The sequence below is a fragment of the Lentzea albidocapillata genome, from assembly GCF_000719115.1.
GTDB classification, from domain to species: Bacteria; Actinomycetota; Actinomycetes; order Mycobacteriales; family Pseudonocardiaceae; genus Lentzea; species Lentzea albidocapillata.
This window is the reverse complement of sequence record NZ_JOEA01000021.1, coordinates 72,438-93,805: the sequence shown is the minus strand read 5'-3', so window position 1 is coordinate 93,805 and position 21,368 is coordinate 72,438. Positions and strand designations below refer to the sequence as shown.

Below are 21,368 nucleotides of genomic sequence, written 5' to 3'. Positions count from 1 at the left end.
TGCTTTCGTTGGGTTTCCCTGGAAACGGCGACGGCGCCCGCCCCGGCCGGAAGGCCGAGGTCAGGCGCCGTGAAAGCAGCTACTTGTTGCGCTTGCCGTAACGCGCCTCGAAGCGCGCCACGCGACCGCCGGTGTCCAGGATGCGCTGCTTGCCCGTGTAGAACGGGTGGCAGTTGGAGCACATTTCGACGCGAACCTCGGAAGCCGAGGTGCTGCGCGTCGTGAACGTGTTCCCGCAGCTGCAGGTCACTTCGGTGGGGGTGTACTCGGGGTGGATGCCAGTCTTCAAGATCTTGTCCCTTTCAAGGATGGCCGCCGGGTCCCTGTTGATGAACGGGTGAACCGGAGCCGGACTCGACCATTTAGTTTGCCAGACCCTTCAACACGTGCAAAAACGCGGTTGTTCCCGAGGCTGATCGGTGGCTTAAGTCACAACCGCTTAACCTCCGCGATACGCCGTTCGGCGCAAGGTGTCGCCGCTCGACCAGATACGGCTCCGTGTTGTTGGTCGGTGTCCATCAGACTGTGTGCCGTGTTCTGCACCGCTGAGCGGCCGATGAACCAGCACATGTGGCTGGCAGTGCCGTTCCTCTTCTCCGCCGCCGTGTTCGGCCTGATGGGGTCGGCAGGGCTGCTCACTGCTTCCTGGACCACGGTGCCGCTGTCACCGGTCGTGTCGGGGGCCGGGGTGGCCGTGGCCGCCGCCGTCTCCGGCGGGGTGCGGTGGAGGCGGCGGTGGCAGCGGATCTGGCTGCGGTGGCCCTACCTGGCCGCAGTGCTGGCGCTGGGAGTCGTGGTGGGCGCGGTGGAGGTACCCGCGCTGGCCGCGATGGCCGTGGGGGTACCGGTGCTGCTGGTGCTGGTGTTCCAGCTGCTGGCGCAGAGCGACGAGAACCGTCAGGCCGCCGGCTGCCGCTGAGGCCGCGGCATTCGAGTGAAGAGCGTGAAAAAGCCCCCGCTGACCTGCAGCGGGGGCTTTTTCACGTGAAACTCACACGGCGTCAGTCCTGCTCGGCACCGGGCGTCGTCTTCGCGACCTGCATCAGGAACTCGATGTTGGTACGCGACTTCCGCAGCCGGTCCAGCAGCAGGTCGATCGCCTGCTGACCGTCGAGCGCGTGGAGCACCCGGCGCAGCTTGTGCGTGACGGCCATCTCGTCCGGCGAGAGCAGCAGCTCTTCCTTACGGGTGCCCGACGAGTCGACGTCCACGGCCGGGAACGTCCGCTTGTCCGCGATCTTCCGGTCGAGCTTGAGCTCGGCGTTACCCGTGCCCTTGAACTCTTCGAAGATCACCGAGTCACCGGCGGAGCCGGTCTCGACCAGCGCCGTCGCGATGACGGTCAGCGAGCCGCCGCCCTCGATGTTGCGAGCGGCACCGAGGAAGCGCTTCGGCGGGTACAGCGCCGTCGAGTCGACACCACCGGACAGGATGCGGCCGGAGGCCGGTGCCGCCAGGTTGTACGCACGACCCAGACGCGTGATCGAGTCGAGCAGCACGACGACGTCGTGGCCCATCTCGACCAGGCGCTTCGCCCGCTCGATCGCGAGCTCGGAGATGGTCGTGTGATCCGACGGCGGCCGGTCGAAGGTGGAGGCGATGACCTCACCCTTCACCGAGCGCTGCATGTCGGTGACCTCTTCCGGACGCTCGTCCACCAGCACCACCATGAGGTGGCACTCGGGGTTGTTCGTCGTGATCGCGTTCGCGATCGACTGCAGCACCGAGGTCTTACCGGCCTTCGGAGGCGACACGACGAGGGCGCGCTGGCCCTTGCCGATCGGCATCACCAGGTCGATGACACGGGTGGTGAGGATGTGCGGCTCGGTCTCCAGGCGCAGACGCTCGTTCGGGTAGAGCGGCGTCAGCTTGGTGAAGTCCGGGCGGTTGCGCGCCTCTTCCGGGTCCAGGCCGTTGATCTTGTCGACGCGGACCAGCGGGTTGAACTTCTGGCGCTGCTGCTCCCCGTCGCGCGGCTGGCGGACGGCGCCGGTGAGGGCGTCGCCACGGCGCAGGCCGTACTTGCGGACGAGCGAGAGCGAGACGTAGACGTCGTTCGAGCCGGCGAGGTAGCCGGAGGTGCGGACGAACGCGTAGTTCTCCAGCACGTCCAGGATGCCTGCGACCGGCAGCAGGACGTCGTCGTCGCGGACCTCGGTCTCACGGTCGACACGACCGCCGCCACCCTGCTCGTCACCACGACCACCGCGACGGCGGCGGTCACGGAAGCGGCCACGGCGACCACCGTCGTCGTCACCGTCGGGCTGGCCGCCACTCTGGCGGTCGCCACGGTCACCGCGGTCGGAACGCTCGCCGCGGTCGCGGTTGCGGTCACGGCCGCCGCGCTCGTTGCGGTCACCGCGGTCGGAACGCTCGCTGCGCTCGCCACGGTCCTGGCGCTCTCCCCGGTCCTGACGCTCGCCGCGCTCGGGGCGCTCAGCACGCTCCGGCCGGTCGGTGCGCTCGGCACGGTCGGTGCGCTCGGCACGGTCCGTGCGCTCGGGGCGATCGGTCCGCTCAGGACGCTCGGAACGCTGCTCCTGCTGCGGCTGGCTCTCGCCCTCGGCGTTGCCACCGCCACGGCCGGAACGGCGGCGACGGTTTCCACGGCGCCCCCCGTCCTCGGACGAGCGGGAGTCGTCAGACGCGCCGGACTCGGCGGCAGCGGGCTTCTCCGCTACCTCGAGCTGCTGCTGAACAGGCTTTTCGGTGACCTTCTCGGTCACCTTGGCAACGGCGGGCTTCTCCGCGGGTGCCTCGGCCTTCGCGGCGACCTTCTCGGTCTTCGCGGGCTTCTCGGTCTTCGCCGGGGCTCCGGAGCCCTGCTTCTCCTTGATGGCCGCGATCAGGTCGCCCTTGCGCAGGCCTGCGGTTCCGGTGATGCCCATTTGACCGGCGAGCTCGCGCAACTCAGCGAGCACCATGCCGGACAGACCCGCGCGGCGGCGCGGCGTCGTGCCGTTCGATGGGGTGGACAGAGCGTTCTCCTCGGCTCCAGAACCAGCGGCAGCTGCGACTTCGCTGCTCAGCAAATCGGTGTTGGTCACACAAGTCCTTCCTGACCAGGCCCCGCCTCCTACGCGGCCCAGCGGACCCGCCTTCCCACTTCAGCGGGGAACGGCGGTCAAGTCCGATGAAGACGGAAGCACGACGGCTTCCCTCAAGCACGGGACTTTGCTCAGATCACACGGCGATCGGGTGCCTCTTTGCGTCCGCCCCGCCCGCACGGCACAGAGCCGGAACACAAAAGGATTGCGACCCGGAACGAATGTCCGAGCGCGACACCGGCGCCCGTGCGCGCAGTGACTGATCGCCCCCGAGGGTAGACGCCGGTCCCCCGGCATGCAACAACCGGGGTCGGGTGTGTCAGTCCAATGGACGAACGCGCACGCCGGCGGTGTCGACGTCGAGTCTGCGCACGTCGAAGCCGTGCGTGTCGACCTCGGCCGGAAGATCACCGAAGGCGATCACGGTGGGTCCCGCTCCGCTCACGCAGGCGGGAACTCCCAGCTTGCGAAGATCGTTGATCACCCGAACGGTGTCCGGCCATGCGGGCTCGCGGTAGTTCTGGTGGAGTCGATCCTCAGTCGCCGCAAGGAGAACCGTCGGATCGGACGTCAGCGCGTGCACCGCGAGGGCGGCCCGCCCTGCGGCGTGCGCGGCGTCCGCGTGCGGGACTTCGGCCGGGAGGAGGCCGCGCGTCGTCTTGGTGGACGACTCCTGCGACGGGATCAGGACGACCGGGCGCACGCGTGCGTCCGCGTCCATCCGGACAGCGCGGTACCGCTCTCCTTCGGACCACGCGACGACGACGCCGCCGAACAGGGAGGCGGCCGCGTTGTCCGCGTGCCCCTCGAACTCGGCGGCGATTTGCAACGCGGCCGTGTCCGGCTCGCGACCCTGCAGGGTGAACCCGGCTACGACACCCGCCACGATCGCGGCGGCCGACGAGCCCAGTCCCCGCGCGTGCGGGATGGTGTTGCGGCACCTCAGGGCCAGGCCACCGGTGTAGCCGGTGGCGCGGACGGCCCGCACGACGAGATGGGTCTCGTCGAGCGGGACGTCACCTGCTCCGGCACCGTCCACGGTGATGGAGAGGCCGTCGACACCTTCGCCGCCGGCCACCTCCACGTCGTCGTACATGCCGAGCGCCATGCCCAGCGCGTCGAACCCCGAGCCGAGGTTCGCGGTCGACGCGGGGACGGAGACGAGGAACCTCACGCCAGCTCCAGCGCGTGCGCGACGGCACCGGGGTCGACCGGGACCGGCTCGACCTCGGTGGTGCCGAGCAGTGCCGTGTCGGGGTCCTTCAGACCGTGGCCCGTGACGGTGCACACAACGGTGGAGCCCTTCGGCAGCCTGCCGTCCTCGGCGGTCTTCAGCAGACCGGCGATGGAAGCGGCCGACGCGGGCTCGACGAAGATGCCCTCGGACGAGGCCAGCAGCCGGTACGCGGTGAGGATCTGCTCGTCGGTGACGGCGTCGATCAGGCCGCCGGAGGAGTCACGGGCGTTGACCGCGCCCGTCCACGACGCCGGCGAACCGATGCGGATCGCGGTCGCGATGGTCTCCGGGTTCGGCACCGGCTGACCGCTGACCAGCGGAGCGGCGCCTGCGGCCTGGAAGCCGAACATGCGCGGCAGGCCCTTGTCGTACGACGTGTAGCCCTTCCAGTACGCGGTGATGTTGCCCGCGTTGCCGACGGGCAGGCAGTGCACGTCCGGCGCCTGGCCGAGCACGTCGCAGACCTCCCACGCGGCGGTCTGCTGACCGACGAGGCGCACCGGGTTGACCGAGTTCACCAGCGTGACCGGGTACTCGGCCGCGGTCTTCGACGCCAGCTCCAGGCAGTCGTCGAAGTTGCCGTCGATCTGCAGGATCCTCGCGCCGTGCATGACGGCCTGCGCGAGCTTGCCCATCGCGATCTTGCCGCTGGGCACCAGCACGGCCGCCGTCAGGCCCGCCTTGGCCGCGTAGGCCGCGGCGGACGCCGACGTGTTGCCGGTCGAGGCGCAGATGACCGCCTTCAGTCCGGAGGCGAGCGCGTACGTCATGGCCACGGTCATGCCGCGGTCCTTGAAGGAGCCGGTCGGGTTCGCGCCCTCGACCTTGACCCAGACGTCGGACCCGGTCGCCGCGGAGAGCCTCCGAGCGTGCACCAGCGGCGTGCCGCCCTCGTGCAGCGTCACGACCTCGGCACCCTCGGGGATCTCGATGCGGTCCCGGTAGGCGTTGATGAGACCGGGCCAACCGGGCCTGACAGTGTTCAATTTTTCAGGGCTGCCGCTCACTCTTCGCCCTCCACCCTCATGACGCTGACGACGTCCCGCACCACGGGGAGGCCACCGATTTTGTCCACAGTGGACCGCAACGCGGCGTCGGTAGCCGCGTGCGTGACGATCACCAGGCTGGCGTCCTCGACGCGGCCCTCCTGGCGCACCGCGGCGATGCTCACGTCGTGCTCGGCGAACACCGCGGCGACCTGCGAGAGGACACCGGGCTTGTCCGCCACGTCGAGGCTGATGTGGTAGCGGGTGGGCGTGTTCCCCATGGGCTGCGCGGAAAGCGCGGCGTAGGCGGACTCGCGCGGACCGTGCCCGCTCGCGACCATGTTGCGCGCCACGGCGACCAGGTCGCCGACGACCGCGCTCGCCGTGGGGGCGCCACCGGCACCCTGCCCGTAGAACATCATCTCCCCCGCCGCGTCGGCCTCGACGAACACCGCGTTGAACGCGCCGTTGACGCTCGCCAGCGGATGCGTCCTGGGGATCATCGCCGGGTGCACTCGAACGGCGACTGACTCCTGACCGGACGGACTGGTCACGCGCTCGCAGATCGCGAGCAGCTTCACCGTGCGGCCGAGGCCCTTGGCCGCCGCGATGTCCGCCGCGGACACCGCGCGGATGCCCTCGCGGTACACGTCCGACGCCGTCACACGCGTGTGGAACGCAAGGGACGCAAGGATCGCGGCCTTCGACGCGGCGTCGAACCCGTCGACGTCCGCGGTCGGGTCGGCCTCGGCGTAACCGAGACGCGAGGCCTCTTCGAGCGTCTCGCTGTACCCGGCACCCGTGGCGTCCATCGCGGACAGGATGAAGTTCGTCGTGCCGTTCACGATGCCCATGACGCGCGTGATCCGGTCTCCCGCAAGGGATTCCCGCAACGGGCGCAGCAACGGGATCGCCCCGGCGACGGCGGCCTCGAAGTAGAGGTCCGCACCGGACGCGTCGGCTGCCTCGAACAGGTCGGGGCCGTGCTCGGCGAGCAGTGCCTTGTTCGCCGTCACGACGGACTTGCCGCGCTGCAACGCCTCCAGCAACAGGCCGCGCGTGGGGTCGATACCGCCGATGACCTCGACGATGACGTCCACGTCGTCCGACTTCACGAGCGCCTCGGCGTCCGTGGTGAGCAGGTGCTCCGGTACTTCACGGTGTTTGTTCGGCCTGCGCACGGCGATGCCCACGAGCTCAACCGGCGCACCGATGCGCTGGGTGAGGTCATCGGCCTGGTCCGTCAGCAGCCGGACTACCTCCGTGCCCACCGTGCCACATCCCAGCAAGGCGACCCGAATCGGTTTCACGGCTTTCATACCTCCAGACGGAACAGGTCGTCCTCGGTCTCGCGACGCAGCAGCAGCCGCGCCTCTCCATCGGTCACCGCGGCGAGCGCGGGCCGTGGAAGTCGGTTGTACCCGCTCGCCATCGAGTAGCAGTAGGCCCCTGTGGCAGCGATCGCAACCAGGTCCCCCGGCGCCAGGTCGTCGGGCAGCCAGCAGTCGCGCACCACGATGTCGCCGGACTCGCAGTGCTTGCCCACCACACGACACAGCACGGCCCTCGACTCGGGCTCGGAGGCGCGCGAAACGAGCTTGCAGTCGTAGACCGCGTCGTACAGGGCGGTGCGGATGTTGTCGCTCATGCCGCCGTCGACGCTGACGTACCGGCGCCGCGCGCCACCGTCGAGCTCGATGTCCTTGATCGTGCCGACCTCGTACACGGTGACCGTGCCGGGACCGACGATCGCGCGGCCGGGCTCCACCGCGATGCGAGGCATGCTCAGGCCGTTGTGCTCGCACTCCTTCTGCACGATGTTGTGCAGCTGCCGCGCGAGCTCGGCGGGCGGGGGCGGGTCGTCGTCCGGCGTGTAGGCGATGCCGAGACCGCCGCCGAGGTCGACGACGTCCAGCGACGGGACCTCGCCGTGCTCGGCGCGGATCTCGGCGAGCAGGCCGATCACGCGGCGCGCGGCGACCTCGAAGCCGGACGCGTCGAAGATCTGTGAGCCGATGTGGCTGTGCAGGCCGACGAGTTCGAGCCCACTGGCCTTCAGCACGCGGCGCACGGCCTCGGCCGCGTCGCCGGAGGACAGCGAGAAGCCGAACTTCTGGTCCTCGTGTGCGGTCGCGATGAACTCGTGCGTGTGTGCCTCGACGCCGACCGTCACGCGGATCAGCACCTTCTGCACCACACCGCGGTCGCGCGCGATCTGGTCGAGGCGCGCGATCTCGTGGTACGAGTCGAGCACGATCCCGCCGACGCCGGCCTCGACGGCCGCGATCAGTTCGGGAACGCTCTTGTTGTTGCCGTGCAACGCGATGCGCTCGGCCGGGAAGTCGGCGCGCAGCGCGATGGCGAGTTCGCCGCCGCTGCAGACGTCGATCGAGAGGCCCTCTTCGGCCACCCACTTCGCGACCTGCACGCTCAGGAACGCCTTGGAGGCGTAGTGCACGAGCGTCGGGTCGCCGAACGCCTCGGCGTGCTCGCGGCAGCGCGCGCGGAAGTCCTGCTCGTCCATGACGAACAACGGGGTGCCGTACTGCTCGGCGAGCCCGCGCACGTCCACGCCCGCCAGCTCCACGACGCCCGCGTCGGTGCGCTTGGCGTTGCGCGGCCACACGTTCGGGTGCAGGTAGTCGAGCTGGTCGGCGTTGGAAGGGCGGTCGCCGGCGGTGGTGCCGGAGGCCATGACGTCGGCGTGCCGGGGTCCGGCCGGATGCGCGCGCATCACATGCGCTCCGGGGCGGTCACGCCGAGCAGGCCGAGGCCCGCGGCGAACACGCGCCTGGTCGCGTTGACGAGCTGAAGCCTGACCTGGTGCAACGGAGTCGTCTCCTCATCGCCGCGCGGAAGGACGCGGCAGTCCTGCTGGAAGCGGTGGTACGTGCCCGCGAGCTCTTCGAGGTAGCGGGCGACGCGGTGCGGTTCACGCAGCTCGGCGGCGGTGGCCACCACTCGCGGGAACTCGCCGATGGTGCGGATGAGGTCGCCCTCGCGCTCGTGGGTGAGCAGCGCGAAGTCCTCACCTGGGGTGATGCCGAGATCAGCGGCGTTGCGCAGGATCGACGACGTGCGCGCGTGGGCGTACTGCACGTAGTAGACCGGGTTCTCGTTGCTGTGTTTGCGCAGCAGGTCGAGGTCGATGTCGAGGCCGGAGTCGACGCTCGACCGGATCATGGCGTAGCGGGCGGCGTCCACACCGACCACGTCGACCAGGTCCTCCATCGTGATGACGGTGCCCGCGCGTTTGCTCATCCGGACGGGCTGACCGTCGCTGACGAGGTTCACGAGCTGGCCGATCAGCACCTCGACGCTGTCCGGGTCGTCGCCCAGTGCGGACGCGGCGGCCTTGAGACGCGCGATGTAGCCGTGGTGGTCCGCGCCGAGCATGTAGATGCACAGGTCGAAGCCGCGGCCGCGCTTGTCGACGAGGTACGCGATGTCGCCCGCGATGTACGCCGGGTTTCCGTCGCTCTTGATGACGACGCGGTCCTTGTCGTCACCGAAGTCCGTGGACCGCAGCCACCAGGCGCCGTCCTTCTCGTACAGCGAGCCGTTCGCCTTGAGCTTCGCGATCGCCTCTTCCACACGGCCGCTCTGGTGCAGCGAGTCCTCGTGGAAGTAGACGTCGAAGTCGGTGCCGAAGTCGTGCAGGCTGCTCTTGATCTCTTCGAACATCAGCCCGACGCCGACCCGACGCACCGTCTCCGGGTCGCTCAACGCTCCCGGCTCGCGACGCAGCACCTCGGCGGCGATGTCGCTGACGTACGTGCCCGCGTAGCCGTCCTCGGGGGCGGGCTCGCCCTTCGCGGCGGCGATCAGCGACCGGACGAACCTGTCGATCTGCGCGCCGGCGTCGTTGAAGTAGTACTCGCGGGTGACCTCGGCGCCGCGGGCCTGCAGGACCTTGCCCAGCGCGTCACCGACGGCCGCCCAGCGGGCGCCACCGAGGTGGATGGGACCGGTGGGGTTCGCGGAGACGAACTCCAGGTTGATCCGCTTGCCGCCGAGCTCGGCGGCGGTGCCGTAACCGGCCTCCAGGGCCGCACGAACGATCGCCCCCTGCGCCTCGGTGGCGATGGTGAGGTTCAGGAAGCCGGGACCGGCCACATCGGCCTTGGCGATGGCGTCCTGGGCCAGCAGGGCCTCGGCAAGCCACGTCGCGAACTCGCGGGGCGCGACGCCCGCCTTCCTGGCGAGCTGGAGCGCGATGTTCGTGGCGTAGTCGCCGTGCTCGGGGTTCCTGGGTCGCTCGACCGTCACCTGCTCGGGCAGAGCAGAGGCGTCCAGACGTCGGTCGGCCAGCAAGCGGGCAACCGTGGTCCGGACCAGATCGGCGAGCACTTCAGGAGTCACGCCCAGAGAGTCTAGAGAAGCGTTGTCGCAGGTCTCGACTGGGTTACCGGGTCTCGGAGGGTGAGACGGCAAGTGTTAACGCGCACGTGGTATCGCACTGCGCTGACAGTGATCAGACACGATGTCCCTACACTGGCGCCGGTTGACCAGGACGACATCTGAGGCGGACATGACCAGCGGCAAGAAGACGAAGGCCACACGCAACAGCGTGGCCGCAGCCCGTTCCTCGGTGGTGGCGAGCAAGCCGAAGCCGTGGGGCACGATCCTCGCGGTGATCGCGGTGCTGGCCCTCGCGGGCGGTGTTTTCGGATATGCGTACATGCAGATCCACGAGAACAACGTCAAAGAGGCCGCCCTGGCCAAGTGGAAGCCCTCGGACACGAACAAGGACCCGTCGACCGCGCTCGCGGGCATCGTGACCAAGGAGTACAAGGGCTCCCGGCACGTCGAGCCGACCCAGCGTGTCGCGTACGACCAGACCCCCGCCTTCGGTGGCCCGCACGACGCCCAGTGGGCCGACTGCACCGGCGTCGTCTACGACAAGGCCGTGCGCACCGAGAACATGGTCCACGGCCTGGAGCACGGCGCCGTGTGGATCGCGTACAACCCTGACCAGGTCAAGGACGACGCGCTCACCAAGCTGAAGGCCAAGGTCGAGGGCATCCCGTACATGATGCTGTCGCCGTACCCCGGCCTCGACAAGCCGATCGCGCTGCAGTCCTGGGGCCACCAGCTGAAGATCGAGAAGGCCGACGACGAGCGCGTCGACCAGTTCATCTCGTCGCTGCTGCGCAACCCGAACACGTACCCCGAGGTCGGCGCGTCCTGCGAGAACACGGCGTTCCTGTCGAACCCGGCGCCGTTCGTGGCCGAGAAGCCGGGCGCCGACGCCGTGCCGATGGACGGCGGCAAGGACGACTCCGTGACCGAGGGCCAGCCGCAGAACCCCAGCACGCCGCCCGCGTCGGGCTCCGCCTCGACGCCGCCGTCGAGCTGATGTCGGTTCCCGAAACCGACGAGGTGTCCGGCCGCCCCTCCGGGGTGGTCCGGGCCCTCGTCATCGGCGCAGCGGTCCTCGCCGTGCTCCTGCTGGGCGCGGCGGTGGGCCTGCTCGTGAAGCTCCCCGGCTCCAGTTCGTCCACCGCGGTCCCGGCCTCCGGTTCCGTGGACGTCGGCTTCTGCCAGGACATGTCCATGCACCACCTGCAGGGCATCCAGATGGCGAACATCGCCAGGGACCGCTCGACGGACCCGGAGATCCGCCAGCTCGCCTTCGACATCTCCTCCACCCAGCTCGAACAGGTGGGGCGGATGAAGGGCTGGCTGATGATGTGGAACGAGCACGAGCAGAACCTCTCGGGCGTCTACATGAAGTGGATGGACGCCGCCGGCGTCCACGGCCACGGCGCGACCACGCCCGAGGCCGGCAAGCCGCTGATGCCCGGCATGGCCACGACCGACGAGCTGACCAAGCTGCGCACGGGGCCCGCGGGCCGCGAGTTCGACGTGTACTGGCTGCAGCTGATGCTCCGCCACCACGTGGGCGGGGCCCCGATGGCCGAGTACGCCGCGACCGCCGGCGGTCAGACGTTCGTGCGGACGCTGGCCGACAACATGCTGAAGTCGCAGTCCGCCGAGACCGAGCTGATGAAGGACTACCTGGCGAAGCGCGGAGCCGCCCCGCTGCCGTAGCCCGGTACCGCTTGTCACTGTGGGAAGGCCGTCCGTTCGGGCGGCCTTTTCGCTTGTTCAGGCCATGGACAAGCGCCTACCCCCGAGTAACGTAGGTCACACCCCTACTCGGAGGTAACCATGACCGTCGACGAGCGCGCGGCCAGGCAGGTCGCCGAACAAGCACGGGAAACCCGCTGGCAGCGACCGAGTTTCGGCAAGGAGCTCTTCCTCGGTCACTTCCGCATCGACCTCATCCACCCGCACCCGAGTGGCACCGCCGAGGACCGCGAACGCGGCGAGGCGTTCCTCGAAAAGCTCCGGAAGTTCACCGAGTCCAACATCGACAACGCCGTCATCGAACGCGACGCGCAGATCCCCGACGACGTGCTGAAGGGTCTCAAGGACCTCGGCGCGTTCGGCATGAAGATCAAGCCCGAGTACGGCGGCATCGGCCTCACGCAGGTCTACTACAACAAGGCCCTCATGCTGGTGGGCAGCGCCAGCCCCGCGCTCGGCGCGATGCTCTCCGCCCACCAGTCCATCGGCGTCCCGCAGCCGGTCGCGATGTTCGGCAGCCCTGAGCAGAAGCAGGAGTTCCTGCCCAGGTGCGCCAAGGGCGAGATCACCGCGTTCCTGCTCACCGAACCGGACGTCGGCAGTGACCCGGCGAGGCTCGGCACCATCGCCACGCCGGACGGCGACGACTACGTCCTCGACGGCGTGAAGCTCTGGACCACCAACGGTGTCGTGGCCGACCTCCTCGTCGTCATGGCCCAGGTGCCGGACAAGGGCATCACGGCGTTCGTCGTGGAAGCGGATGCCGAGGGCATCACCGTCGAGAACCGCAACGCGTTCATGGGCCTGAGGGGTCTGGAGAACGGCGTGACGAGGTTCCACCAGGTGCGCGTGCCGAAGAAGAACGTCATCGGCAGGGAAGGCGCCGGGCTCAAGATCGCTCTGGCCACCCTGAACACGGGCCGGCTCAGCCTGCCCGCCCTCTGCGCGGGCAGCGCCAAGTGGTGCCTCAAGATCGCGCGCGAATGGTCGACCGAACGCATCCAGTGGGGTCTGCCGGTCGGCAAGCACGAGGCGGTCGCCGGCAAGATCGCCTACATCGCCGCCACGGCCTACGCGCTGGAAGCCGTGCTGGACCTCAGTTCCGAGCTCGCGGACGCCGGTAGCCACGACATCCGCATCGAGGCCGCCCTCGCGAAGCTCTACGCGTCCGAGAAGGCCTGGCTGGTGGCCGACGAACTGGTCCAGATCCGCGGCGGCCGGGGTTACGAGACGGCGGAAAGCCAGGCGGCGCGCGGAGAACGCGGCATCGCGGCCGAGCAGGTCCTCCGCGACCTCCGCATCAACCGCATCTTCGAGGGCTCGACGGAGATCATGCACCTGCTGATCGCCCGCGAGGCGGTGGACGCGCACCTCAGCGTCGCCGGCGACATCATCGACCCCGACGCCGACCGCCAGGCCAAGATGAAGGCCGCCGCCAAAGCCGGTGGCTTCTACGCGAAGTGGCTGCCCACGCTCGTCGTCGGCAAGGGCCAGACCCCGGCCGGCTACACGGAGTTCGGGCCACTCGCCAAGCACCTGCGGTTCGTCGAACGGTCGGCGCGCAAGCTCGCGCGGCAGACGTTCTACGCCATGTCGCGGTGGCAGGGGAAGATGGAGCGCAAGCAGCGGTTCCTGAGCCGGATCGTGGACATCGGGGCCGAGCTGTTCGCGATCAGCGCCGCGTGCGTGCGGGCCGCGCAGGACAAGAACCCCAACGCGCAGATGCTCGCGGACGCGTTCGCCAAGCAGGCACGGATCCGGGTCGACGAGCTGTTCGAGAAGCTCTGGACGAACACCGACGACAGCGACCAGGTGCTGGCGAAGCAGGTCCTCGACGGCGACTACGCGTGGCTCGAGGAGGGCGTGGTCGACTCGTCGATCCCGGGAAGCTGGATCGCGGACTCCACGCACCACGAGTCGACGGCGGACAACGTCCACCGGCCGACACCTCGATAGCCCGTTGCTGCACTGGGCAGGCTGATGGTGGTGCGGGCGCGGCACCTGCCCAGTGCACGGCCGGTAGGGGGCTACGTCCCCCGCATCCCCCTACCGACTCCCCTTGCAACGGAAGGACACAACCCCTCCAGGTGGAGGTTCCGGTAACGCTAAGCCACAAAACGCCGTTAACAGTTACGACAATTGAGTGAACTACCAGGTGAGTGGTACTCAACTACTCTCAGAGAGTAACTTTGAAGACCAATTCACGGACAGCAGGAAGCCGACATCCGTGAGAGCGATCCCAGCCGCCGGTGCACCTCTGGCGGCTTGCGCCCACTCACCTCCCGGCTCCAGATCTTGCTCGGCTCATGTCGCGCGCAACTGTCGAGGAGACAGGTTGCGCGACAATTCCCGTCCGCTCCCTTGACAACGATGTCACGTGCCAGAAAAAGTCCCCTCCCAAAGGGCCAGGCCAGGCGGCGGAAGGGTTGCAATGAGGCAACTGGGGAAGAGACGAACCAGAACTCTGTTGAGCGTCGCGATCACTGCGACACTGGTGTGTGGCGTCACCAACGGCTACGCGGCCGCCGCACCAGAGGAGCCAGGAGTGGGTTTTTCGTCGTCCTTTGAGGACGGTCAACCTCAACCGTCGTGGTCCAACACCGTCGAGACCGACGCGGCGGGCAACCCGAAGTCCGCGGGCGTGATCGGCTCGGACGGCTCGAGCGGCATCCCCGGCAACGTCGCCGACCTGGCCGAGGTGCAGGCGAACGGCGAGAACGCCGGGTCGAACGAGGTCGCGGCCAATCTCAACGACCTCAACGTGAACTCCAAGTGGCTGGTCTTCGCCACCACGGGCTGGGCGACGTTCGACTTCACCAAGGCGGGCGCCAAGACGATCAAGAAGTACGCGCTCTCCTCGGCCAACGACTCCCCGGAGCGCGACCCGAAGAACTGGACGCTGCAGGGCTCGAACAACGGCACCGACTGGACCGTGCTCGACACCCGGACCGGTGAGACGTTCCCCGAGCGCTTCCAGACCAAGACCTACGACATCGCCTCGCCGGCGGCGTTCACCTGGTACAAGCTCGACATCACGCTGAACAACGGCTCCACGAACATCGTGCAGCTCGCCGAGGTCCAGCTCTCCGACGGTTCCACGAACCCGCCCGCGCCGAACATGCGCAGCGTCGTCGGCGCCGGCCCCACGGGTGGTTACACCGCCAAGGGCCGTGCCGGCTGGACGGGCGTGAAGGCGTTCCGCGCCCAGGGCAAGCACACGACCGAGGGCCGCGCGTACAGCTACAACAAGGTCTTCGACGTCGACGTCCCGGTCAACGCCAAGACCGAGCTGTCGTACATGATCTTCCCCGACTTCGTGACCGACAACCTGAACTACCCGAGCACGTACTCGTCGGTGGACCTCGCGTTCTCCGACGGCACGTACCTGAGCGACCTCAAGGCGGCCGACCAGCACGGCGCGACGCTGTCGCCGCAGGGCCAGGGCGCGGGCAAGTTCCTGTACGCCAACCAATGGAACAAGGTGGCGTCCACGATCGGCGCCGTCGCGGCCGGCAAGACGATCAAGCGGATCCTGGTCGCCTACGACGGTCCCAAGGGCCCGACGGAGTTCGGTGCCTGGTACGACGACATCCGCATCGGCGACGTCGTCACGAAGCAGTACGCGAAGCCTTCCGACTACGTGCTGACCACGCGTGGCACGAACTCGAACGGCTCGTTCTCGCGTGGCAACAACTTCCCGGCGACCGCGGTGCCGCACGGCTTCAACTTCTGGACCCCGATGACCAACGCGGGTTCGCAGAGCTGGCTGTACGAGTACCAGCAGCGCAACAACGCGCAGAACCTGCCGACGCTGCAGGCGTTCACGACGTCCCACGAGCCCAGCCCGTGGATGGGTGACCGCCAGACGTTCCAGGTCATGCCGTCGGACAAGGCACCGACCCAGGACCGGGCGCTACGGGCACTGCCGTTCAGGCACGACAACGAGGTCGCGAAGGCGCACTACTACGGCGTGACCTTCGAGAACGGCATGAAGACCGAGATCGCGCCGACAGACCACGCGGCGGTCTTCCGGTTCACGTTCACCGACGAGGGCCAGAAGAACCTCGTGTTCGACAACGTGAACAACCTCGGTGGTGTCACCCTCGACGCCGCCAGCGGTGTGGTCACGGGCTACTCGGACGTCAAGAGCGGCCTCTCCACCGGCGCGACCCGCCTGTTCGTCTACGGCAAGGTCGACAAGGCGGTCACGGCGAGCGGCCGGCTCACCGGCGCGGGCCGTGACAACGTGGGTGGCTACTTCTCGTTCGGCGACAAGACCGTCGAGCTGCGGATCGCCACCTCGCTGATCTCGGTCGACCAGGCTCGCGCCAACCTCGCGCAGGAGGTCAGCGGCTCCGACACGTTCGACTCGGTGCGCGACCGCGCGCAGGCCGAGTGGGACAAGATCCTCGGCATCATCTCGGTCGAGGGCGCGTCCGAAGAGCAGCTGATCACGCTGTACTCCAACATGTACCGGCTCTACCTCTACCCGAACTCGGGCTTCGAGAAGGTCGGCGACAAGATCCAGTACGCGTCCCCGGTGTCGCCGCCGGTCGGTGAGAGCACGCCGACGAAGACCGGCGCGAAGATCGTCGACGGCAAGGTCTACGTCAACAACGGGTTCTGGGACACCTACCGCACGACCTGGCCCGCCTACAGCCTCTTCACGCCGTCCAAGGCGGGCGAGATGGCCGAGGGCTTCGTCCAGCAGTACAAGGACGGCGGCTGGATCTCGCGCTGGTCCTCCCCCGGCTACGCGGATCTGATGACCGGCACGAGCTCCGACGTGGCGTTCGCGGACGCGTACCTGAAGGGCGTCTCGAACTTCGACATCAAGGCGGCCTACGACGCCGCGGTGAAGAACGCGTCCGTCGTGCCGCCGAGCAACAACGTCGGCCGCAAGGGCATGGACCGGTCGATCTTCCTCGGCTGGACCGGCAACGACCAGCTGCACGAGGCGTGGTCGTGGGCGATCGAGGGCTACCTCAACGACTTCGGCATCGCGTCGATGGCGAAGGCGTTGCACGAGAAGACCGGCGAGAAGCGGTACTTGGACGAACACGAGTACTTCCTCAACCGTGCCCAGAACTACGTGCTGACGTTCGACAAGCGGATCGACTTCTTCCAGGGACGCAACGTCGACGGCTCGTGGCGCGTCGAGGACCCGGCGAAGTACAACCCGCAGGACTGGCGTTACGACTACACCGAGACGAACGGCTGGAACATGGCGTTCACGGTGCCGCACGACGGGCAGGGTCTCGCGAACCTGTACGGCGGGCGGGACAAGCTGGCGCAGAAGCTCGACTCGTTCTTCACCCTGCCGGAGACCGCGAAGTTCCCCGGCGGCTACGGCGGCGTGATCCACGAGATGATCGAGGCGCGGGACGTGCGGATGGGCCAGTACGGCCACTCCAACCAGCCGTCGCACCACATCGCCTACATGTACAACTACGCGGGCAAGCCCTCGCGCACGCAGGAGAAGGTGCGCGAGATCCTGTCACGCCTGTACGTGGGCTCGGAGCAGGGCCAGGGCTACGCCGGTGACGAGGACAACGGCGAGATGTCCGCGTGGCACCTGTTCTCGTCGCTGGGCTTCTACCCGCTGCAGATGGGCAAGCCGGCCTACGCGATCGGTTCGCCGCTGTTCACCAAGGCGACCGTGAAGCTGGAGAACGGCAAAAAGCTCGTCATCAACGCGCCGAAGAACAACGCCAAGAACATCTACGTGCAGGGCGTGAAGGTCAACGGCAAGGCGTGGAACAAGACGTCGCTGCCGCACGACCTGCTCTCGGCCGGCGCCACGATCGACTTCGACATGGGCCCCAAGCCTTCCGCCTGGGGCACGGGCGTCAACGACGTGCCGGAGTCGATCACCACCGGTGACGCGGTCCCGACCCCTCTGCGGGATGTGGCCTCGGGCGTTGCAGTTGGTGCTTTGGTGGACAACAACTCCTCGACCTCCGCGGTGGTTCGCTCGTTCGACTTCAAGGCCGCGGACGCCAAGGAGAAAGCGGAGTTCTACACGCTGACCAACGGCAAGACGGGCACCTCGCCGTCGGCGTGGGAGCTGAAGGGCTCCTACGACGGCAAGACGTGGTCGACGGTCGACAAGCGCTCCGGTGAGAACTTCCAGTGGCAGCAGTACACCCGGTCGTTCAAGATCGCCTCGCCGGGCCGGTACAGCTTCTACCGGCTGGAGTTCTCCGGCGACGTGACGCTGGCCGAGTTCGAGCTGATGTCGAAGCCGCTGCCGGCCGCCACCACCACGGTGACAGGCACGGTCAACGGTCCGCTGGAGGTCAAGGGCGTGACCTATGTGGACGGTGCCACGATCAGCGGCCCGGTGACCGTTGCTCGCGGTGCGACGCTGTTCGTCTTCGGCGGCGAGATCAAGGGCCCGCTGTCGGCGACGGACGCGGCCTCCGTCGTGCTGGTCGGCGCGAAGGTCGGCGGCCCGGTGACGGTGCACGGTTCTTCGTCGGAAGTCGCGGTGGAGAACTCCGTGGTCGGTGGCCCTGTGTCACTGACGTCGAACAAGACCAGGTCGGTCGTGGCGGCCACCTCGGTCGGCGGGCCGCTGTCCTGCACGGGCAACGACCCGGCGCCGTCGAACAACGGCTTCGCGAACGACGTGAAGGGTCCGAAGGCAGGACAGTGCGCTGGGCTGTAATGCCTAACTGACCTTCATGCAGACGAGAAGGGCCGCGTTCCGTCACGGAACGCGGCCTTTCCCGTTCACCTGAAAGGATCTATCCCTTTCAGACATACTTCGATGAAATCTTGGCAGTTCGCACGCGGTGACTGGGGAGGCTGTTGTGGTGCCGTTCGAACGAGGCCGTGTGTGGGTGGCGGTACCGCAGCCCAGGCGCCCGATCGTTCCGTCACGGACCGGCGCGCAGTCCACTAAGGACGGTATCCGCGACCTGCCCGGCTCACCACGAAAGCTCCCGGCACCGCTGCGCTGACGTGCCGCCCTCGACCTGCAGCGTCGCGTGCTCGATGTGGTACTTGGTCGCCAGCAACGACTGCGCGGCCTTGAGCACGTTCTCGTGATCGGCCTCCTCCGCGGTCGTGAGGTGAGCCGAAGCCACCTCCATACCGCTGGTGAGCGTCCAAACATGCAGGTCGTGCGCCTCGGCCACACCGGGAATCTGCGTAAGGGCCGCCTGCATCTCCGTCACGTCCAGCCGCTCCGGCGCGTGCTGGAACAGGATGTGCAGCGCGTTCTTGGCGAGGCTGTACGTCCGCGGCAGCACCCACACACCGATCAGCACACCCATGATCGGGTCCGCATACTTCCAGCTCGTGGTGATCGTGACCACCGCGGAGATGAGCACACCCACCGACCCGATGAGGTCGGCCAGCACCTCGAGGTACGCGCCCCGGACGTTGATGCTGTCCTTCGCGCCCTCCTTGAGGACGCTGAAGGACACGAGGTTCGCAGCAAGCCCCAGCGTCGCGGCGATGAGGACCGGCCACCCCGGCACGCTGGGCGGGTCCTGGAACCGGCCGACCGCCTCGAAGATCACGTACCCGGCCACCCCGAAGAGCAGCACGGCGTTGGCCAGCGCGGCCAGCACCTCGGCCCGGTAGAAGCCGAACGTGCGGTTCTTCCCGGCCTTGGCCCTCCGGGCGACCATGATCGCGGCCAGGGCCATACCGACCCCGAGCACGTCGGTGAGCATGTGCGCGGCATCGGAGATCAAGGCGAGCGAGGACGTCGCGAACCCGACGACGAACTCCACCACCATGAAGACCGCGCCGATGCCGAACGCGATCCACAGCTTGCCGGCGTGCTGCCCGCTCGCCGACGCCGATCCGTGTCCGTGGCCATGACCCATGCTTCGGAACATATAGCGACATGCGCATGAGTGCAATCCGAAGTATTCCTCACCAGGGGTCTTGGTGACGGAGGCCACGCTCCGGGTACTACCGGGGGTAGGTGTGAAACTTGGTCGCGCGAGTGCGCTAGGATCTTCCACATAGCTACGGCCCCCGTAGCTCAGGGGATAGAGCACCGCCCTCCGGAGGCGGGAGCGCAGGTTCGAATCCTGCCGGGGGCACTACACAGACGGTCCCGCCGTGGAGATCATCCATGGTGGGACCTTTCTGCTTTGGGAACGGGATGACGACCGCCTCTTGAGTGGTCTTCGAGACGGCCTCGATCGTGTCGCCGAGGAGCGTCACCCGGCAGGTGGCGCTACGGGACACGTAGTCGTAGTGGATCTCCAGCCGGAGTGCCTCGAACAGCTTCCGCGAGAGTTCGTCCGGCAGCTCTGTCAGCTCGACCTGCGTGACGGGCAGGAAGTCGACCAGACCTGGGTTGGACGCCTGCTGCACCTCGTCCTCCGCCTTGGCCAGCTGGGCACGCAGCCCCTCGATCTCGCCTTGAAGCTCTGCTCTTCGCTCGTTGACGTCTCGAACGAAGTCCTGGTCGACATCGGTCAGCTCCAGGTTGCGGACGAGGTTCTTCCGCTTGGTCTCAGCCTCGGTGATCGCTCGGCGCAGCGCGGTGATCTTGGTCTTGCGATCCTTCTTCGCGTTCTCGTCGAGCTCCTTGAGGCTGGCGGACAGCAGTTGGCGCCGGTACCGACCGAAGACCTGGTTCGCGAGGAAAGCCGTGAGCCCGTCCAACATGCTTTCCTCGCGAACCCAGTAGGTCGAGGGAGGGTGCCCCTCCGGGACCCAAGCCTTCTTCGGCGCGCAGACGTAATAAGCGTGCTGGTGCTTCGTCTTGCCGTAGAGGCGACGCTTGCAGAGCACGCAGAAGATGTAGCTGCGCAGCCTGTATGTCCGCTTGGCCTGCGGATCACGGTTCTTACTCGCGGTGCGTGACCGCTCTCGTTGTTCAGCGACCTGCTGAGCTTGAACGAAGGTCTCCAGGTCGATGTTCGCCTCGTGAGTCGGGTCGGGCGACCAGACCCATTCGGAGACTGGGTTCATCCGGTTCTTGCCGCCACCCTTCCGAGCCCGGCGGTTCCAGACCATGTGCCCGGTGTGCTTCGGATTGGTCAGCATGTCGCGGACGTTCGAGTAGGTCCACATGCCGACGGCGTTGTCCGGGTCGACCGGGGTCGGCGGAGGATTCGTGACGAGGTCCTCGTTGAGGCGGTCGGCGATGGCTTGGTAGCCGAGCCGTTCCGCGACCCGCCAGCCGAAGGACTTCCGGACGACCGGGCCTTCGACCGGGTGAAGCTCCAGCCGAGTCTTCTTGAGGCCTTTGGCCCGCTTGGCGGGTACAGGGTGCGGGATCTTGTTCGCGAGGTAGCCGTAGCAGGCCTTGCCGACGTTGTAGCCCTGCTCGGTGTGGGTCTCGAAGCCGTCCCACGCCTTGCCGAGCATCTCGATGACGTACCACTCGGCCACACCCTGTTTGACCCTCCGCGTCAGGACCTGGGTCGAGGTCTTGGCGCGGCGTCCCTTGGCGTCGAGGCGGAACGGTTCGTCGGCGCAGACGAGCATGACGCCGGCCGTTTCCAGCCGGTGCTCGATCTCCGTCGAGGTGTACGACCGGCGACTCACACGAGAGATGTCCTCGGCGATCACAACGTCGAAGCGACGGTCTGGCCGAACAGCCTCGTCGAGCAGGTCCTGAATACCTCCGTCCCGAGGGACCGGAATCTGGAACAGCTCGTGCGCGTTGCCGCGCCCGCGGTCGGCGAGGTCCTTGCGACCGGACTCGATGTCGTAGAAGTGCGCGACGATTACCGCGTTGTCCGGCAGCGCGCCGTGGCACGTCCGCAGTTGCCGAGGGATCGACAGGGTCGGGTCCTGCTGGTCGTAAGTCGAGGTCCGCCCGACGAATGCAACGCGAATGAACGAGGGTTCAGCGTGCGCGGCTGGATCCGAGAGCGGATGGGCGCGATCTACGCGGCGCGACCCTGCCCATTCTCGGATCGCTTCTGGGCCACCCACTCGGTCACCTCCCGCAGCACTCGCGCTTGTTCCAATCGGAGCTGTTCCGCTTCAGCGCCGTCGGCAAGTCGGATCTCGAAGACCATCTCG

At 67.8% G+C, this 21,368-nt stretch carries 14 protein-coding genes, 1 tRNA gene and 1 pseudogene; 7 read left to right on the top strand and 9 right to left on the bottom strand.

Annotated elements, in window-relative coordinates; translation table 11 throughout:
* Positions 1 to 79: 79 nt before the first annotated feature.
* Positions 80 to 289: a 50S ribosomal protein L31 gene (gene rpmE, locus IG04_RS0131780; RefSeq protein WP_030480430.1), complete on the bottom strand. Its 210-nt coding sequence runs from the start codon at positions 287 to 289 to the stop codon at positions 80 to 82.
* 243 nt (positions 290 to 532) lie between these two features.
* On the opposite strand from rpmE, the gene IG04_RS0131775 reads away from it, so the two are divergent.
* On the top strand, positions 533 to 919 hold the full coding sequence (locus tag IG04_RS0131775; protein ID WP_063758344.1) for a hypothetical protein: 387 nt from the start codon (positions 533 to 535) through the stop codon (positions 917 to 919).
* 82 nt (positions 920 to 1,001) lie between these two features.
* On the opposite strand, the gene rho is transcribed toward IG04_RS0131775, so the two are convergent.
* The 6 genes from rho to argS all read right to left on the bottom strand — a co-directional run bounded on the left by rho (position 1,002) and on the right by argS (position 9,632).
* Positions 1,002 to 3,047, bottom strand: a complete 2,046-nt coding sequence (gene rho / locus IG04_RS0131770; protein ID WP_030480428.1) for a transcription termination factor Rho — start codon at positions 3,045 to 3,047, stop codon at positions 1,002 to 1,004.
* 319 nt (positions 3,048 to 3,366) lie between these two features.
* Positions 3,367 to 4,221 (bottom strand): homoserine kinase, encoded by an 855-nt coding sequence (gene thrB / locus IG04_RS0131765; protein WP_030480427.1) that lies wholly within the window; start codon positions 4,219 to 4,221, stop codon positions 3,367 to 3,369.
* Positions 4,218 to 5,270 (bottom strand): threonine synthase, encoded by a 1,053-nt coding sequence (gene thrC, locus IG04_RS0131760; protein WP_030480426.1) that lies wholly within the window; start codon positions 5,268 to 5,270, stop codon positions 4,218 to 4,220. The genes thrB and thrC overlap by 4 nt, the downstream gene beginning before the upstream one ends.
* A 17-nt stretch (positions 5,271 to 5,287) precedes the next feature.
* On the bottom strand, positions 5,288 to 6,589 hold the full coding sequence (locus tag IG04_RS0131755) for a homoserine dehydrogenase (protein WP_030480425.1): 1,302 nt from the start codon (positions 6,587 to 6,589) through the stop codon (positions 5,288 to 5,290).
* Positions 6,586 to 8,004 carry a diaminopimelate decarboxylase gene (gene lysA / locus IG04_RS0131750; RefSeq protein WP_030480424.1) on the bottom strand — a complete coding sequence of 473 codons (1,419 nt, stop codon included), beginning with the start codon at positions 8,002 to 8,004 and terminating at the stop codon, positions 6,586 to 6,588. Before lysA ends, IG04_RS0131755 begins: the two co-directional genes overlap by 4 nt.
* The gene (gene argS, locus IG04_RS0131745) at positions 8,004 to 9,632 is read right to left on the bottom strand and encodes an arginine--tRNA ligase (protein ID WP_030480423.1); all 1,629 of its coding nucleotides are present in this window, start codon (positions 9,630 to 9,632) and stop codon (positions 8,004 to 8,006) included. The genes lysA and argS overlap by 1 nt, the downstream gene beginning before the upstream one ends.
* A gap of 169 nt (positions 9,633 to 9,801) precedes the next feature.
* Here argS and IG04_RS0131740 point away from each other — a divergent pair, with 169 nt between their 5' ends.
* From IG04_RS0131740 to IG04_RS0131725, 4 genes are all read left to right on the top strand, one after another.
* Entirely contained in the window at positions 9,802 to 10,629 is an 828-nt protein-coding gene (locus IG04_RS0131740) for a DUF3105 domain-containing protein (protein ID WP_030480422.1), read from the top strand.
* The gene (locus IG04_RS0131735) at positions 10,629 to 11,324 is read left to right on the top strand and encodes a DUF305 domain-containing protein (RefSeq protein WP_030480421.1); all 696 of its coding nucleotides are present in this window, start codon (positions 10,629 to 10,631) and stop codon (positions 11,322 to 11,324) included. Before IG04_RS0131740 ends, IG04_RS0131735 begins: the two co-directional genes overlap by 1 nt.
* Positions 11,325 to 11,444: 120 nt before the next feature.
* The gene (locus IG04_RS0131730) at positions 11,445 to 13,319 is read left to right on the top strand and encodes an acyl-CoA dehydrogenase family protein (RefSeq protein ID WP_030480420.1); all 1,875 of its coding nucleotides are present in this window, start codon (positions 11,445 to 11,447) and stop codon (positions 13,317 to 13,319) included.
* Between the two features lie 475 nt (positions 13,320 to 13,794).
* The gene (locus IG04_RS0131725; RefSeq protein WP_030480419.1) at positions 13,795 to 18,033 is read left to right on the top strand and encodes a GH92 family glycosyl hydrolase; all 4,239 of its coding nucleotides are present in this window, start codon (positions 13,795 to 13,797) and stop codon (positions 18,031 to 18,033) included.
* 262 nt (positions 18,034 to 18,295) lie between these two features.
* Here the strand turns inward: IG04_RS0131725 and IG04_RS0131720 are convergent, their stop codons facing one another.
* A complete protein-coding gene (locus tag IG04_RS0131720; RefSeq protein WP_030480418.1) occupies positions 18,296 to 19,204 on the bottom strand; it encodes a cation diffusion facilitator family transporter in 909 nt (302 codons plus the stop codon).
* 150 nt (positions 19,205 to 19,354) lie between these two features.
* Between IG04_RS0131720 and IG04_RS0131715 the strand changes: the two genes are divergently transcribed.
* A tRNA-Arg gene (locus IG04_RS0131715) sits at positions 19,355 to 19,426 on the top strand.
* A gap of 19 nt (positions 19,427 to 19,445) precedes the next feature.
* Positions 19,446 to 20,198, top strand: a complete 753-nt coding sequence (locus IG04_RS44790; RefSeq protein WP_084402178.1) for a hypothetical protein — start codon at positions 19,446 to 19,448, stop codon at positions 20,196 to 20,198.
* A gap of 66 nt (positions 20,199 to 20,264) precedes the next feature.
* Here the strand turns inward: IG04_RS44790 and IG04_RS49005 are convergent.
* A pseudogene (locus tag IG04_RS49005) lies at positions 20,265 to 21,278 on the bottom strand (recombinase family protein); the annotation flags it as partial.
* Between the last annotated feature and the right edge of the window lie 90 nt (positions 21,279 to 21,368).